Annotated in this window: 12 protein-coding genes; 7 read left to right on the forward strand and 5 right to left on the reverse strand. The window is 62.8% G+C overall.

Annotation, left to right across the window (positions count from 1 at the left end):
* Positions 1–177: 177 nt before the first annotated feature.
* From BLW25_RS06675 to bcp, 4 genes are all read right to left on the reverse strand, one after another.
* Positions 178–693 carry a bactofilin family protein gene (locus BLW25_RS06675; protein WP_092897519.1) on the reverse strand — a complete coding sequence of 172 codons (516 nt, stop codon included), beginning with the start codon at positions 691–693 and terminating at the stop codon, positions 178–180.
* Positions 683–2,023 (reverse strand): M23 family metallopeptidase, encoded by a 1,341-nt coding sequence (locus BLW25_RS06680; RefSeq protein ID WP_092901659.1) that lies wholly within the window; start codon positions 2,021–2,023, stop codon positions 683–685. The genes BLW25_RS06675 and BLW25_RS06680 overlap by 11 nt, the downstream gene beginning before the upstream one ends.
* Positions 2,024–2,438: 415 nt before the next feature.
* Positions 2,439–3,278: a ferritin-like domain-containing protein gene (locus tag BLW25_RS06685; RefSeq protein WP_092897521.1), complete on the reverse strand. Its 840-nt coding sequence runs from the start codon at positions 3,276–3,278 to the stop codon at positions 2,439–2,441.
* 7 nt (positions 3,279–3,285) lie between these two features.
* Complete coding sequence (gene bcp, locus BLW25_RS06690; RefSeq protein ID WP_092897523.1) at positions 3,286–3,762, reverse strand: thioredoxin-dependent thiol peroxidase; 477 nt, start codon at positions 3,760–3,762, stop codon at positions 3,286–3,288.
* A gap of 336 nt (positions 3,763–4,098) precedes the next feature.
* On the opposite strand from bcp, the gene BLW25_RS06695 reads away from it, so the two are divergent.
* The 7 genes from BLW25_RS06695 to tsf all read left to right on the forward strand — a co-directional run bounded on the left by BLW25_RS06695 (position 4,099) and on the right by tsf (position 14,738).
* Positions 4,099–7,851 (forward strand): YhdP family protein, encoded by a 3,753-nt coding sequence (locus tag BLW25_RS06695; RefSeq protein ID WP_143040461.1) that lies wholly within the window; start codon positions 4,099–4,101, stop codon positions 7,849–7,851.
* Between the two features lie 12 nt (positions 7,852–7,863).
* Positions 7,864–8,901: a tRNA preQ1(34) S-adenosylmethionine ribosyltransferase-isomerase QueA gene (gene queA / locus BLW25_RS06700; RefSeq protein WP_092897527.1), complete on the forward strand. Its 1,038-nt coding sequence runs from the start codon at positions 7,864–7,866 to the stop codon at positions 8,899–8,901.
* Between the two features lie 65 nt (positions 8,902–8,966).
* Entirely contained in the window at positions 8,967–10,358 is a 1,392-nt protein-coding gene (locus tag BLW25_RS06705; RefSeq protein ID WP_092897529.1) for an MFS transporter, read from the forward strand.
* A 63-nt stretch (positions 10,359–10,421) separates the two neighbouring features.
* Positions 10,422–11,009, forward strand: a complete 588-nt coding sequence (locus tag BLW25_RS06710; RefSeq protein ID WP_092897531.1) for a DUF924 family protein — start codon at positions 10,422–10,424, stop codon at positions 11,007–11,009.
* Between the two features lie 105 nt (positions 11,010–11,114).
* On the forward strand, positions 11,115–12,512 hold the full coding sequence (gene lpdA / locus BLW25_RS06715; protein ID WP_092897533.1) for a dihydrolipoyl dehydrogenase: 1,398 nt from the start codon (positions 11,115–11,117) through the stop codon (positions 12,510–12,512).
* Between the two features lie 448 nt (positions 12,513–12,960).
* A complete protein-coding gene (gene rpsB / locus BLW25_RS06720) occupies positions 12,961–13,722 on the forward strand; it encodes a 30S ribosomal protein S2 (RefSeq protein WP_171909500.1) in 762 nt (253 codons plus the stop codon).
* 104 nt (positions 13,723–13,826) lie between these two features.
* A complete protein-coding gene (gene tsf, locus BLW25_RS06725; protein ID WP_092897537.1) occupies positions 13,827–14,738 on the forward strand; it encodes a translation elongation factor Ts in 912 nt (303 codons plus the stop codon).
* A 160-nt stretch (positions 14,739–14,898) separates the two neighbouring features.
* Here tsf and BLW25_RS06730 read toward each other — a convergent pair whose 3' ends face one another.
* On the reverse strand, positions 14,899–15,687 hold the full coding sequence (locus BLW25_RS06730; RefSeq protein WP_092897539.1) for a helix-turn-helix transcriptional regulator: 789 nt from the start codon (positions 15,685–15,687) through the stop codon (positions 14,899–14,901).
* Between the last annotated feature and the right edge of the window lie 571 nt (positions 15,688–16,258).

Consider the following 16,258-nt stretch of genomic DNA (forward strand, 5'->3'; position numbering starts at 1 on the left):
ACTCCCGGCTGTGGCATACCAAATCGGCGTGAAACGGCAATGAATGCGGTTTTCAGGCTAAAACCGGGGTGAGACAGCCGTCAAGATGTGGCTGAGGGACGGGCAAAGCAAAACGGCCACCCAATTGCGGGTGGCCGTTGCGATTCGTTCAGCGCGGTGATCGAGACCGGGCGAGTCTCAGGGCGCTTCGACAGCGGCAGCCGGCGCGGTGACCGGGGCCGCAGGCGCAGCGGCCGCAGCGGCGCGGCCGGTTGCCAGCGGGTCTTCCTGACGCTGAACTGAGCCCTCGAAATGGGCGCCCGATTCGATGGCGATGGTCTTATGGATGATGTCGCCTTCGACCCGCGCGGTCGAGGTCAGGCGGACCTTGAGGCCGCGCACACGACCGATCACACGGCCATTGACGACGATATCATCAGCCACGATTTCGCCGCGGATGGTGGCGCTTTCGCCGACCGTCAGCAGATGGGCGCGGATATCGCCTTCAACGGTACCTTCGACCTGAATGTCGCCCGAAGTGCGCAGATTGCCCACAACGGTAAGGTCGGAGGAAAGGACCGAGGCCACAGCCTTGCCCTTGGGGGCGGAAGGGGTGAAATCCATGGAAGGTTTCGACACGGGGGCCTCCGGCGCCTTGGGTTTATCTGCTTCGGGCTTCGCGCCCGTCTCGTTGATGCGGCTCTTAGAAAACATTTCTCGCTGCCCTTATGAAGGTCATCGGGTTCACGGCTGTGCCCCCAATGCGAACTTCGTAGTGAAGATGAGTGCCGGTCGACCGGCCTGAATTGCCCATATCACCGATCCGGTCGCCGCGCGACACCTTTTGTCCGACCTGCACACGGATCTGTGACAAATGGGCGTAGCGGGTTTCGATGCCAAAGGCATGTCGGATCTTGATCAGACGGCCATAACCGTTCTGCCAGCCGGCATGGATGACGGTGCCTTCGGCGGTGGCAAAGATCGGCGTGCCATAGGGGCCGGCGATATCGGTGCCTTCATGCATCCGCCCGCCGCGCCCGAACGGATCTTCGCGCCGACCAAAGCTTGAGGTCCAGCGCACATTTCCTGCGGTGATCGGGGTGGCAAAGGGGGCTTTCCAGGCTGCAAGACGGTAGAGATCCATCTCTTCCATATCTTTCAGGATCGCATTTGCGCGTTTCTCGCCATCGCTCAGCGGTCCGCCCATGGTTGAGGCGCTGATCGGCGAGAGCGGCCCGCCCTGGCCGGAATAGCCCTTTCTGACCGTGGCGATCATGTCAGCGGGGTTCATGCCGGCGGCCCGGAACATCTTTTCCAGCGGCTCGACCGAGACCGTCACCGCGTCTTCCAGTTTGGTAAAGATCGCGTCATGGCGCAGCTCAAGCGCGCGGCGGTCTTCCAGGGCCAGCGCCAGGTCTTCGCGCGCTGTCTCTGCCTCGGCCAGGCGGGTATCGCGTTCGCGGGCGGTGGCCTCCAGCTTGGTGGTCAGGAAATCAAGCGTCTCGCCGGTATCGCGGATGCGGCCGATTTCGGTGGTGGCGCCACTCTGTTCCCCCAGCATCCCGGTCAGTTTCAAAACCTCGGCCCGCGCCTCGTCACGTTCGCGGATCACGCCGCGCAGGCTGTTCTGCACGACATCAATGCCGGTCTCGAGCTCGCGGCGGCGGTCTTCAGAGGCGAGGAGCATTTCCTGCATCCTGGAAACCTGCTCCAGAGCCGAATTGAACCGCTCCTGCGCCTGGGCGGCATCGGTCACCCGCAGATCGCGGTCTGCCGAGAGGATGGCAAGCCGTTCCTCGAAGATCATCCCCTGGCGCTGGCTTTGTTCGCGTGAAGAACCGGCACCGATCGATTGCATCATGAAAATCGAGGTCGCGACGATGGTCCAGGCAATGGCGAGGGCGCCGAAGACCACCACAAAGGCCTGGGTGGCGGGTCTGAGCCGCAGGTAATGGGTGCCGTGATCAGATTTCAGATAGAGCCGCTGCTCGGGAAACACCGATTCAAGCGCCGTATTGATCCGGATGGCCAGTCTTGCGAGCACGCGGCATTCCATCTTTAAGAGCGCCCGTTCCGCCTTTTGCCCCGACTTTACAAGGCGGGGCCCGGAGGGGCTGGTGTCAGTCTGCCCCGATTTCCGCATTGCTGGCGCGAAAGACGGGCGAGGTGTGGTCATGCGGGCCGGAAGCCTGGCTCCGCCCTGGAACAGGGCCGGAGGGTCCGGAGAAAACAACACCATCCGAAAAAGAACATCCGGGCACGCCTGAGTGTGAGTCGCACCCGCGCCCCTGGGTCAGACGTGATTAGCGGCGCAAGGCCCGGCTCGCAATATTTCCGCAATGTGTCCGCGCCGCAGCGGCTGAGCCTTGCCTGATCCCGGCGGAAACTTGCCGATCTGAGCCGGACAGACAACGGCGTCAGGGCTGTGCAGGGGCTGTTTCAGGGCGGTACAAGCTGCCTCAGCCCCTGTCTGCCACATCATCCTCGGTCAGCGGCCAGTAGAAATCCGGCGGCAGCCCGGCTTCGGCCCGTTTTTCCTCGTTGAAGGGAGGCTTCAGCTGGCCGTGGAAATAGCGCCGGACCAGGGCGTGGAACACGTCTTTCGGATCGGCCCCGTCGCGACCGCAGAGCCAGTTGAACCATTTCGAGCCATAGGCGACATGGCCGACCTCTTCGGCATAGATCACCTCAAGCGCTTCCAGCGCGCCGGTTTTCTCGCCCTGATCCCGGGCGCGCTGAAACACCGCGATCATGCCGGGCGTCACATCCAGACCTCGCGCCTCCAGCACCATCGGCACCACGGCAAGACGCCCGAGGAAATCATCGGCGGTGTCTTCGGCGGCACGCCACATGCCGGCATGTGCGGCCATAGCGCCGTAAAAGCTGCCCATTTCCTCAAGCACATCCGACAAAAGCGTGAAATGTTTCGCTTCCTCATCTGCGGCCTTCACCCAGTCATCATAGAAGCCGGGCGGCATCGGATGGGCAGCAAAGCGGGCGATGATATCCCAGTGCAGATCGACCGCATTCAGCTCGATATGGGCCAGCGCATGAAGCAGCGCGGCGCGGCCTTCGGGGCTGCCCGTGCGGCGGCGCGGCACATCGCGCGGGGCCAGCAGATCGGGCTTTTCCGGCCGGGCCGGTCGCAATGGCGGCTCGGCCCGGCCAATATCCGGCGCCTGGCCCGCCGCGCGCGCGGCAAACCAGGTCGCGGCATGGCGACGGCTGATCGCCGCTTTCGCACGCCCCTCTGCCGTGGTCAGAACCTCGACCGCCATCTCTGACAGTGTCAGCGCCATCGCGGGCTCAGCCCTGCAGGGCGCGGGCGGCGGCCAGCACCTCTTCGGCATGGCCCTTGACCGAGACTTTCGGCCAGACCCTGGCGATCCGGCCGTCGGCGCCGATCAGAAAGGTCGTGCGGGTGATGCCCATATAGGTCTTGCCGTAATTCTTTTTCTCTCCCCAGGTGCCATAATCTTCGCAGGTATGACCCTCTGCATCCGAGGCCAGGATGATCCCCAGCCCGTGTTTGCGGCAGAATTTCTCATGCGCGGCGACGCTGTCTTTCGAGATCCCGATCACCGTGGTGCCAGCGGCTGCGAATTCGGCGGCAAGGCGGGTGAAATCCTGCGCTTCAAGCGTGCAGCCGGGCGTGTCATCCTTCGGGTAGAAATAAAGCACCACTTTGCCCGGTGCGAATTGCGACAGCGTAACCGTGGCGCCGCCATCGCGGGGCAGGGTGAAATCCGGGGCCTTGTCGCCTTCAGTCAGGGTCGTGGTCATTTCGGTCCTTTCCGGCATCTGCCCGGCTCTGAGGTCAGGCCCGGCGCGCGACCAGCCAATATGACCAGGCAACTCCCCGCGCGGGCGGTGGCCGGTGGACTCACAAGGCTTTGTGTTTCCCCGGGCTTCGCGCCAGGATAGGGCTAAGCGGCTGCCGGTTCCAGAGGGGTAACCAGGTTGCAGGCGGTGAGGTGCCGGGGAAGACACGGACCTCTGGAAGAAGCCGCAGGAATGAAGGGCGAAGAGTCGGTGACCGTGGAAAGCAGGACGGAGCGGGACAGCACCGGAGAAAGTGCTGCGAACCGGGCATCCCCGGACCAAAACTCTGAGACTGCTGTGCCTGTCGCTCCCGATGAGACCGGGGATGGGGCTGGCGCCCTTTCGGCGGTTTCTCACACGTCTGAAGCATCTGAGGGCAGCGAGCGCCCGGGCGATACGTCGCCCCATATGGCTGATCCCGGCGCCTGGCCCCCCAATCCGACACTGTGGGCGGAATACGGCCAGACAGCGGTGCCGCCGGCGCAGCCGCTGGTTGCGGGGCGGCTTGCCACAGCCATGAATGGCGGGCGGCCAGAACATCTTTTGCAGCCGGAACCCGAGGCCGGGCCCGCGCCTGAAACCCCTGGCCGAAAGGGCTTTCTGGCCCGCAGGGCCGAGGCAAGGAGGGCAGGCTACAGGAAACCCCGCGCCAGGATCGGATTGCGCCTTGGCATCGTCCTTCTCGGGCTTGTCGCCTTTGTCGGGCTTGCGGGATTTGTTCTGCTCGGGCGCAGCCTGGCGCTGCCGGTCTGGGCGGTGGCCTCGATCGAACAGCGGCTGAACGATCATCTGGGCCAGAGCCATTTGCCAGAAGGCAGCGCGATCTCGCTGGGAGAAGTTACGGTAATGGTCGCCCGCGACCTGTCGCCAAGCTTTTTCCTGCACGATCTGCGGCTGATCGACAGCAAGGGCGCATCCGTGCTGACGCTGCCGGAGCTCAGGATCGAACTGGCACCCGCGCCGCTGCTGACCGGCCAGATCCGGCCCCGCCTTGTGCGGATGACGGGGGCACAGATTGCCGTAGCCCGCGATGCCGATGGCCGGATCGCGCTCAGCTTCGCCGGGCTTTCGGGCAGCCCTGAAATGGGAACGCCCGCCGAGGTGCTGGATGCCCTGGACCGCATGTTCTCGACCGGCACGCTGAGCGATCTGGCGCTGGTCGAGATCGACGGGCTGGCGCTCACGCTGGATGATGCGCGGGCGCGGCGGAAATGGGAGCTGGGTGACGGCAGGCTGGTGATTGCCAATAAGGCGGAAAGCCTTTCGGGGGAATTGTCCCTGACGCTTTTGACCGGCGCGGATCCCGCACGGGCGATGCTGACGGTCGAAACCTCGAAAGCTGACAGCTCGGCGCGGTTTTCCGCGACCGTGGACCATGTGGCCGCGCGCGATCTTGCGGTTCAGGCGGCACCGCTCGCGGCTTTTGCGGTGCTGGATGCGCCGATTTCCGGGCGGCTGAGCGGCACGCTGGATGCCGAAGGCAAGCCCGGATTGCTGGCGGGGCGGCTTGCGCTCGGGCCAGGGGCGCTGGATCCGGGCGTCCTGCGCCCGGCTGGCGCAGAGGGTGCCCGGCCTGTGCAGGCGGCGGGAGATGGCAGCGATCAACCGGCACAGGCGGATGGCACAGAAGGCAATGGCCCACCGGCGCCGCCGCGCCCGTTTGAATTTGAAAGCGCCGTGGTCGAACTGCGCTATGATGCCGGATTGCAGCGGGTGTTTCTGGATGAGGTCAATGTCCAGAGCCCCTCGCTGCGGGTCACGGCCAGCGGAACGTCGGATCTGATGGATGATCAGGGCCAGCCCGTTGCGTCGGGGGCCTTGCCGAAAGCGGTGGTGACGCAGCTGCGCATTGGCGAGATGAAGGTCGATCCCGACGGGCTGTTCGAGGCACCGGCGCGGTTTTCCTCGGGTTCGGCGGTCTGGCGACTGCGGCTTGATCCCTTTGCGGTCGAGATCGGCGAGGTGGTTTTAAGCGAAGGAGAGGACCGGCTGGTTCTCTCAGGCCATGCCCGGGCCAATACGGATGGCACCTGGGCAGGGGCAGTCGATGTGGCGCTGAACCGGATCTCGACCGAGCGGCTGATCCGGCTCTGGCCGCTGATGGCGGTGCCGCGCACGCGATCCTGGCTTTCCGAGAATGTCGGTCAGGGCGAATTGACCGATGTGGCTGCCGCATTGCGGTTTCGCAGCGGCGAGGAGCCGCGTTTCGCGCTGGATTACGAATTTTCCGGCGCCGAAGTGCGGGTGGTGAAATCGCTGCCGCCGATCCGGAATGGCAGTGGCCGCGCGGCGATCCAGGACAACAGCTATACCCTGGTGATTGAAGAGGGCGAGATCACCGCGCCTGAGGCCGGCGCCGATGGCGCACGGATGCATGTCGATGGTTCGATGTTCCGGGTGCCCGATATCCGCAAGAAGCCCGCCGATGCCGAGGTGCGGCTGATTGTCGATGCCGGGCTGACCGCGACGCTCTCGCTTCTGGATCAGGAGCCGTTCCGCTTCATTTCAAAAGCCGGGCGCCAGGTCGATCTGGGCGAGGGCCGGGCGCTTCTGGTGGCCGAGCTGCGCTTTCCGCTGAAGCCAAAGCTTTTGACCGAGGACATTGCCTATGACGTCACCGGCCGCATTCTCGATTTCCGTTCCGACCGGCTGGTCGCGGGCAAGGAGATCCGCAGCCCCGATCTGGCGGTAAAGGTCACTGCGGCAGGGATGGCGGTTTCGGGTGAGGGTACTATTGCCGGCGTCCCGGTCGTTGCGCGCTATACGCAGCCGTTTGGCAAGGATGCGGCGGGCAAGGCGAGTGTATCCGGCACGGCGCGGCTCAGCGATGATGGGCTGCGGCGGCTGGGGGTGCAGCTTCCGAAAGGATGGATTTCGGGCGAGACACGGGCCGCGATTGAACTCGCTCTGCCAAAGGGGGAGCCCGCAAGGCTGGTTCTGAAAAGCGATCTCAAGGGGCTTGGCCTTTCGCTGCCGCCGGTCGGCTGGAGCAAAGCGCGCGACAGCACCGGGCGGCTGCTGGTCGAGGCGGTGCTGGGCCAGGCGCCGGAAGTCACCAGGCTGGAACTGAACGGGCCGGGCCTCAGCGCAAAGGGGCGGCTGACGACAAAGGTGAATGCCGGGCTGGACCGCGCCAGTTTCCAGGAGCTGAAAGTGGGCGGCTGGCTGGATGCTGCGGTCGAACTTACCGGGCGCGGCAAGGGCGCTGATGTGGCGGTCAAACTGACGGGCGGCACCCTGGATCTGCGCGAATTGCCCAAAAGCAAGCCGGGATCGGGTGTGGGGGGCGCGGATGCCGGGTCTGGTGCGATAGAGGTCAATCTCGACAGGCTTGTGGTCACGGGCGGAATATCCCTGACCGGGCTCTCGGGCAGGTTCACCATGCGCCAGGGCGGGCTGGATGGCGGGTTCGTGGCTTCGGTCAACGGCAAAAGCCGGATTTCCGGCGCGACCATGCCCTATAAGGGCGGCACCGCGGTGCGGATCACCTCGGATGACGCGGGCCGGGTGATGGCGGCGGCCGGGCTGTTCGACATGGGGCGTGGTGGCTCGCTCGATATGACCATCCAGCCAAGGGATATGCCGGGCCAATATAGCGGCGTGGCAAGCGTCAGCAGCTTTTCGATCCAGAATGCCCCGGTCCTGGCCGAGCTGCTTTCGGCGGCCTCGGTCGTGGGCCTGCTGGAGCAGCTTCAGGGCGGCGGCATCCAGTTTTCCGAAGGCGATGTGTCGTTTATCATCCTGCCTGAAGGCGTTCAGATCGCCCAGGGCGCGGCGGTCGGCGCCTCGATGGGGATTTCCTTCGCAGGCTTTTATCATTCCGCCAGCAATTCGATCGACATCCAGGGCACCATCTCGCCGATCTATCTGCTCAATGGCATCGGCCAGATCTTCAGCCGTAAGGGTGAGGGGCTGTTCGGCTTCAACTACCGGCTTGCGGGCGCCGCGAAAAATCCGCAGATCAGCGTCAATCCGCTGTCGATTCTGACGCCGGGAATGTTTCGCGACATCTTCCGCCGGCCCGCGCCGGTGCTGAAGGGCGCCGGCTGAGGGGCGAGGCAGATGCAGCTGTCCGATTTCGATTTTCACCTGCCAGAAGAGCTGATTGCGACCCGGCCCGCGCGGCCGCGGTCTTCAGCACGGCTTTTGCTGGCCGAGGGCGGCGGGATCCGCGATCTGCATGTGCGCGATCTGGTCGATATTTTCCGCCCCGGCGACCGGCTGGTGCTGAACAATACCAAAGTCATCCCGGCGCGGCTGACCGGCAGCCGCGCGCGTGGTGATGCGGTGGCGAAGATCGAGATCACGCTGATGGAGCCTTCGGCTGCCGGTGGCTGGCGGGCGCTTGCCAAACCTTTGCGCAAGGTGAACCTGGGCGAGGTGATCCGCTTTTCCGACCAGCTTTCAGCTGTGGTGGCGGAAAAGGGCGAGACCGATCTGCGGCTGGAGTTTTCTCTGACCGGCGCCGATTTCGATGCGGCGCTGCTTGCGGCCGGCACCATGCCGCTGCCCCCCTATATTGCCGCAAAACGCGCGCCCGATGCCGCTGATAATGATGATTACCAGACCGTCTTTGCCCGCCATTCCGGCGCGGTGGCAGCCCCGACCGCGAGCCTGCATTTCGACGAACCGTTGCTGGCGGCGCTGCGCGACAAAGGTGTGACTTTCACCGAAGTAACGCTGCATGTCGGCGCGGGCACCTTCCTGCCGGTCAAGGTCGACGACGTCAGAACCCATAAGATGCATTCCGAATGGGGCGAGGTATCGGCCCGGGCCGCGGCCGAGATCGCCGCCACAAAAGCCGCAAGCGGGCGGGTGATTCCGGTCGGAACCACGGCGCTCAGGCTGATCGAAAGCGCCGCGCGAGAGTGTGGTGAAATCGCGCCCTGGTCGGGCTGGACGGATATCTTCATTTACCCGGGTTTTACCTTCCGCGTGTCGGATGCGCTGATGACCAATTTCCATTTGCCGAAATCGACGCTTCTGATGCTTGTTTCGGCGCTTATGGGACAGGACAGGATGCGCGAAATCTATGATCATGCCATCGTGAACCAATATCGCTTTTTCTCTTACGGCGACTCGTCGCTGCTGGTTCCTTAACACCGCCCGCCAGCCCCTCCGGCCCGACCGGTGGAGCACAAGCCAATGCCTGACCGGAGCATGTGATGCTGAGAGTCCTTTACACCACCTGGCCTTTGCTTCTGGGGGTGCTGCTGCTGATGGTGGGGAATGGTGTTCAGGGCTCGCTTCTGGGCATCCGGGGCACGATGGAGGCCTTTACGACCTTCCAGCTGTCCTTCGTGATGTCGGCTTATTTCCTCGGATTCCTGCTGGGCTCGCGCTATGTGCCCGCGATGTTGCAGCATGTCGGCCATATCCGGGTGTTTGCGGCACTTGGCTCGCTGATCTCGGCGGTGCTGGTGGTCTATCCGATGGTGATCCACTGGCAGGCCTGGGCGCTGATGCGGGTGATCATCGGCTTTGGCTTTGCCGGCGTCTATATCACGGCGGAAAGCTGGCTGAACGATACGGCAACCAATGAGACGCGCGGCCAGGCGCTGTCGGCCTATATGATCGTGCAAATGATCGGCATCATCTCGGCCCAGGGGCTTTTGGCCATTGGCGACCCCTTTGGCTATGATCTCTTCCTGATCCCCTCGGTGCTGGTCTCGCTGGCCTTCCTGCCCTTGTTGCTGGCCACCTATCCCAGCCCGAAATTCGAGACCGGCCAAAGGCTTGGCTTTCGTGAACTTTACCGGATCTCGCCCCTCGGCTGCGTCGGCATTTTCCTGATCGGCGGCGTGTTCTCGGCGATGTTCGGGATGGCAGCGGTCTGGGGCTCGGTGAGCCTGTTATCGGTGGGGCAGATCGCCCTTTTCACCTCGGCGCTCTATATCGGCGGGCTGATTCTGCAATATCCGATCGGTCGGCTTTCAGACCGGATTGACCGCCGCAAGATCATCGTGTGGCTCTCGGTCGTGGCAACGGTGATCATGGCAGTGGCGACAGTGTTCCCGCTGCCCTTCCCGGTCTATCTGGTGGTGGCGGCGCTTCTGGGCGGCATCACCTATCCGATCTACGGGCTGATCATCGCCTATACCAATGACTATCTGTCGAAAGAGCAGATGGCAGCTGCCTCGGCAGGGCTTTTGTTCATCAACGGCGTTGGCTCGATCTTTGGCCCGCTGATCGTCGGCTGGCTGATGGGGCGCGATGTGATGGGGCCGCGCGGCTTCTTCTTCTTCGTCGGCCTGCTTTATGCCGCGCTGGCGGGCTATGCCGCCTGGCGGATGACCAAGCGCGCAACCCCGGTGATGACCGGCGCCTATGCCAATATCGCGCCTATGGCCTCTGCGGTCGCCTCGGTCGCGGCGGTTGAGAATGCAATCGAAATCAATCCCTCGCCCGAAAACCCCGAAGCCGCCGCCGAAGCCGCGCAGGCGCTGGTCATCCAGCGCGATCAGCCTGTTCCGCCGGCATCGGAGGAGAGCGCGCCGCAGCAGCAGGGCGACCAGGCGGCAGAAGATCGGGAAAATCCCGGTCAGCGCGATGCCTGAGGTTGCGCCCCGACGCCCCCGCTGACACTCTGGCCGCAAGACTGGCCGTCAGCGGAGGTGAAGATGTCCGACCCGATCGAAGTGCTGCAATTCTGGATCGAAGAGATCGGCCCGCAGGGCTGGTATGCCGGTGGCGAAGAGATTGACGATGCCTGTGCCAGCCGGTTCGGCGAGCTGTGGCAGGCACTGCAGGATGGCGGGCTGGAACATTGGATCGATGGCGCGGCCGGAACCCTGGCCTATCTGGTGATCGCCGATCAGTTTGCCCGCAACATCAACCGGGGCCGGGCAGAGGCTTTCGCGACCGACCCGCAGGCGCGGGCTGCTGCGCGCCGTGCGCTGGATGAGGGCTGGGATCTCGACGCACCCGAACCCGAGCGCCAGTTCTTCTATATGCCTTTTGAGCATTCCGAGGATCCGGAGGACCAGGCGCTGGCGGTGCAGCTGTTTACAGAGCGTATGCCGGAAAACCCCGAAAGCCTCCTCCATGCCCGCGCGCATCAGGAAATCATCCGCCGTTTTGGCCGTTTTCCCTTCCGCAATGCGGCCCTCGGGCGCGAGACGACGGCAGCAGAGGCCGAATTCCTCGCAGCAGGGGCCTATCCCGCGCTGGTGGCAGAGATCCGTGGCAGCCATGCATCAGACGCATAGGGCTGCGGCGCCAGCTTTGTTGCTCCGTTAAACGAGATTGTTTAAGGGTAAACCAGTTTTCCCGGGGGTGTTTTCCCAGGGCCAGTTCTTCTGAGGGAGGCGGAAATGGCAGACTCGAATTTCGACGTGGTGGTGATCGGCTCCGGCCCCGGCGGCTATGTGGCGGCGATAAGGGCGGCGCAGCTGGGCCAGAAAGTCGCGGTGGTGGAACGCGAGAACCTTGGTGGCATCTGCCTGAACTGGGGCTGTATCCCGACAAAAGCGCTGCTGCGGTCATCCGAGGTCTTCCATCTGATGCACCGCGCGAAGGAATTCGGGCTGAAGGCCGAGGGGATTTCCTATGATCTGCCAGCCGTGGTCGCCCGCTCGCGCGGGGTGGCGAAACAGCTTGCCAGCGGCGTCGGGCACCTTTTGAAAAAGAACAAGGTCACCGTGATCATGGGCACCGCGAAACTTGCCGGCGGCGGCAAGGTGGCGGTCACCACCGATAAGGGCGCCGAGACGCTGGTCGCGAAAAACATCATCCTCGCCACCGGTGCACGCGCAAGAGAGTTGCCTGGGCTCGAGGCTGACGGAGATCTGGTCTGGTCCTACCGCCACGCGCTGGTCGCCAAACGGATGCCGAAGAAGCTGCTCGTCATCGGCTCCGGCGCCATCGGCATCGAATTCGCGAGTTTCTTCAACACGCTCGGCGCCGAGACCACCGTGGTCGAGGTGATGGATCGCATTCTGCCGGTCGAAGACGCCGAAATTGCCGCTTTCGCGAAGAAGCAATTCGTCAAACAAGGCATGAAGATCCTGGAAAAAGCGGCAGTGAAAAAGCTCGACCGCCATCCGGGCAAGGGCGTCACCGCCCATATCGAAATCGCCGGCAAAGTGGAAACCCAGGACTTCGATACGGTGATCTCGGCCGTGGGGATCGTCGGCAATGTTGAAAATCTTGGCCTGGAAGAACTGGGCGTGAAGATCGACCGCACCCATGTCGTGACCGATGAATATTGCCGCACCGGGGTGCCGGGCCTCTATGCCATCGGCGATATCGCCGGCGCGCCCTGGCTTGCACATAAGGCGAGCCATGAAGGCGTCATGGTCGCGGAACTGATCGCGGGTCAGCATCCGCATCCGATCAAACCGGGTTCAATTGCCGGCTGCACCTATTGCCATCCGCAGGTGGCTTCTGTCGGCCTGACCGAGGCGCGTGCGAAAGAGCAGGGCTATGAGATCCGCGTCGGTCGCTTCCCCTTTATCGGCAATGGCAAGGCGATTGCTCTGGGTGAGCCCGAGGGCTTCGTGAAAACCGTGTTCGATGCGAAAACCGGTGAGCTGCTGGGCGCGCATATGGTCGGCGCCGAAGTTACCGAGCTGATCCAGGGCTATGTGATCGGCCGCACCCTTGAGACGACCGAGGCAGAGCTGATGGAAACGGTTTTCCCGCATCCGACGCTTTCAGAAATGATGCATGAATCGGTGCTGGATGCCTATGGGCGCGCCATTCATTTCTGAGCGCTGCTGAGTAGCCGCAAAGGCTTCGCCGAACCGGATCGCAATGCAGGGGCATCCTGCAAGGGCTGAAAGATCCGGAACCGGCGAAACCGGGTGTGGCAGAAACAGACAGAAACCGGGGCGAGCGCCCTGGTTTCCGCAACTACCCCGTTATCACTGCACCGTGCAGACCGGCAGGCCGGGACGCCTCTGCCTGACCTGCGCCTCTGGCGGGCATATCCGGATCAGGACGAATTCCGGTCTTCCTCCTGACTGAAACACCCCGTGCGGCGCGATCCGCGGTAAATCTCGGGGGCAGCTCTTGCGCATTTCTGAACGTGCAGCTATACGCGCGGCACTTCACAGGCGGAGGCGGGCCTATGCGGGGAGACATCCTGCACAGGTCCACCGGTTGGGGCATCTGCTCTGAAATCCTCCGCTCAGGCGCAAACCGGAAAGGTATTTGGACATGGCGCTCCCCGATTTCTCCATGCGTCAGCTCTTGGAAGCTGGCGTTCACTACGGTCACCAGACGCAGCGCTGGAACCCGCGGATGGCTGAGTACATCTATGGCGACCGTAACGGCATCCATATCGTCGACCTGACCCAGACCGTCCCGCTGCTGGACCAGGCTCTGAAAGTCGTGCGCGACACCGTCGCCAAAGGCGGCCGTATCCTCTTCGTCGGCACCAAGCGCCAGGCTCAGAAGCCGATCGCTGAAGCCGCAGAGAAATGCGCTCAGTATTACATGAACCACCGCTGGCTCGGTGGCACGCTGACCAACTGGAAAACCATCTCCCAGTCGATCCAGCGTCTGAAGCAAATCGACGAGACCCTTGCGGCAGGCGCAGAAGGCCTGACCAAGAAAGAGCGTCTGAACATGGAACGCGACCAGGCCAAGCTGCAGGCTTCGCTGGGCGGGATCCGTGAAATGGGCGGCGTGCCGGATCTGCTGTTCATCATCGATGTTGGTAAAGAAGATCTCGCCATCCTCGAAGCACAAAAACTGGGCATCCCGGTTGTCGGCATCGTCGACACCAACAACTCGCCCAAAGGCGTGAACTATGTGATCCCGGGCAACGATGACGCGGCCCGCGCGATTGCGCTCTATTGCGACCTGATTGCCCGCGCTGCTCTGGACGGGATGTCGGCTCAGCTCGGCGCTGCCGGTGTTGACCTCGGCGCGCTGGAAGCGGCGCCGGAAGAAGAAGCCACCGCCGAAGAGGCCTGATCGGGCGTGGGGGCGCTTTCTGTGCCCCCGACCGTCACCGGGTTGTTGCACGGCGGGGATAGCCCCGCCGTGATCCGTTTCTACCTTTCCGAAGGAGCTGAGCTATGAGCATCACCGCAGCAATGGTGAAAGAACTGCGCGAATCGACCGGCGCAGGCATGATGGACGCCAAGAAGGCGCTGACCGAAGTGAATGGCGACATGGAAGCCGCCGTTGACTGGCTGCGCACCAAAGGCCTTGCGAAAGCGGCCAAGAAGGCTGACCGCGTTGCCGCAGAGGGTCTGATCGGCGTGACCGTGGCCACCGGCAAGGGCGTCGCCATCGAGATCAACTCGGAAACCGACTTCGTGGCGAAAAACGCTGACTTCCAGAAGCTCGTGCGCGAGATCACCGAAGTTGCGCTGACCACTGCGAATGATGTCGAAGTTCTGAAAGCCACCCATCTGAACGGCAAGCCCGTCTCGGAAGTGCTGACGGATGCCATCGCCCGTATCGGCGAGAACATGACGCTGCGCCGGATGCATGTGCTGGAAGGCGATACCGTCGTCTCCTATGTCCACAATGCGGCTGCTGACGGCATGGGCAAGATCGGCGTTCTCGTCGCGCTGAAGGGCGATGCCGCCAAGGCGCAAGAGATCGGCAAGCAGTTCGCGATGCATATCGCGGCCACGAACCCGCTCTCGCTGTCGGAAGCGACCCTCGACCCGGTCATCGTCGAGCGCGAGCTGCAGGTGCAGACGGCCAAGGCGCTGGAAGAGAACTCGACCTCGGACAAGCCGAAGCCCGAGCAGGTGATCCATAACAACATCATCCCGGGCCGGATGAAGAAATTCCTCGCCGAGAACACGCTTCTGGGTCAGGCATTCGTCATCAATCCCGACCTGACCGTCGAAGCGGCGGCCAAAGAAGCCGGCGTCGAGATCACCGGCTATGCCCGTGTGGCGGTTGGCGAAGGCATCGAGAAAAAAGAAGAAGATTTCGCCGCTGAAGTCGCCAAGACGCTGGCTGGCAGCTGATCTTCCGGATCCTTTCCGGGATCCATCTGCTCCGGGGCCGTACCGCAAGGTGCGGCCCTTTTCCATTCAATGGCTCTGACATGCTGGCAAGCTGGCTGGCATCTCTTCGCCTTTACTGATTAATCCGGTGACTATCCGGCAAACAGACAGGGCAGGCGGGTCAGCCGGCAGCCTGGGCCAGTGGCTCGGGGAACTGCTGGAAGATCATGTTCAGGAGCGCGCCTTTCGCAACCGCCTGAGCCGTGGTCTCAACCGCCAGCGCATCACGCGCGAGGCGCAGGTGTTTCTCAACCATCGCCGGTGAAACCCCCATCAGCAGCGCCACATCCTGGGTGGTCTTGCCATCTGCCACCCATTCCAGCGCTTCACGCTGGCGCGGGCTGAGCGTGCGCGCCTTTGAAAGCTGCGGCAGCTGGACGATCCGCAAATGCATCATATGTGCAATGGCGGTGATCTCATCGCAACGTTCGGTAAAGATGCGCTCGACATCGACATGGTCGAGATTGGTATCGGCGATCAGCCCAAGCGCGCCCTTGGCACGGCTCGACGCTTCCGGGAAGCTGACCGTAATACCAGCTTTGATGCCGAGTGCATTGTTCTGACGTACAATTTCCGCTTCCTCCGGCGCAAGTTTGCCGGCGGCAAAGGCGTCATGCACCCATTTCCAGGTACGGATTCCGGAATTGCGCTCGGCCCAGCGGAAAACGGGGCTGCGGCTGAAAAGACCGCTTTCAAAGTAGCGGCGGGCATAGTCCTGGTTCATTGTGCTGAGAAACAGCGCATCATCCGGGTCGCCGATCGTCTTCAGGTGACGAAAGCGGGTAAAGCCGTAATTCGCCCGGGCAAAGCCCATAGCGGCGAAATGCCGGGTCGCGACCTCCCAAGTTTCGTCAATGCTCGCCGATTGCGCGATATCGCCAAGAAGCTCGAGGACTGAACTGCGGGTCATTTGGGCCTCCTTCGGCGTAGCGGTATATGAGCCGCCAGGCCAGTTGCTACTGGTAACTTTCTTCTACCTATGCAGACGCCCGCAACCTGTCGAGCCTTGGTGAGCGTTGCAGAAAAATGTGACGGAAGATGTCATATTTCTCGCTGTGTTGTCGCTTACCGAGGCGTGATCAGTCTCATGAATGAGATACATGTTAACATAATCAATGCCTTATTGAGAAAATGTGACGAAAAACATATCATCCTGCGTCGCTGCGCAACTCCTGCACAGTAACCGAATTTGCGTTCATTGCCTGAATGCCCCCAGCTGTTCGATGCGCGGCAGATGGTCGGGCATATTGCCAGGGTTGCGCCTGTATGCCCAATGCTTGACCCAAGGAGAAGCATTGCTGCTGGCTGTGGCCTGAGACTATGCCGCGACCCTTTCTCAGCCTCTGCGGCTTTGGCTTCCTCGACGTCCTCGGTCCCACAAGAACCATGAAATCTACGAACCCGGATTTGGAAATCGTCGTGCCAATAGCGCTTGCCTGTAGGTCGCGAAATACCGGGCGGGCCTGCACCGGTATTTCACC

Source organism: Rhodobacter sp. 24-YEA-8 (assembly GCF_900105075.1).
GTDB lineage: Bacteria > Pseudomonadota > Alphaproteobacteria > Rhodobacterales > Rhodobacteraceae > Pseudogemmobacter.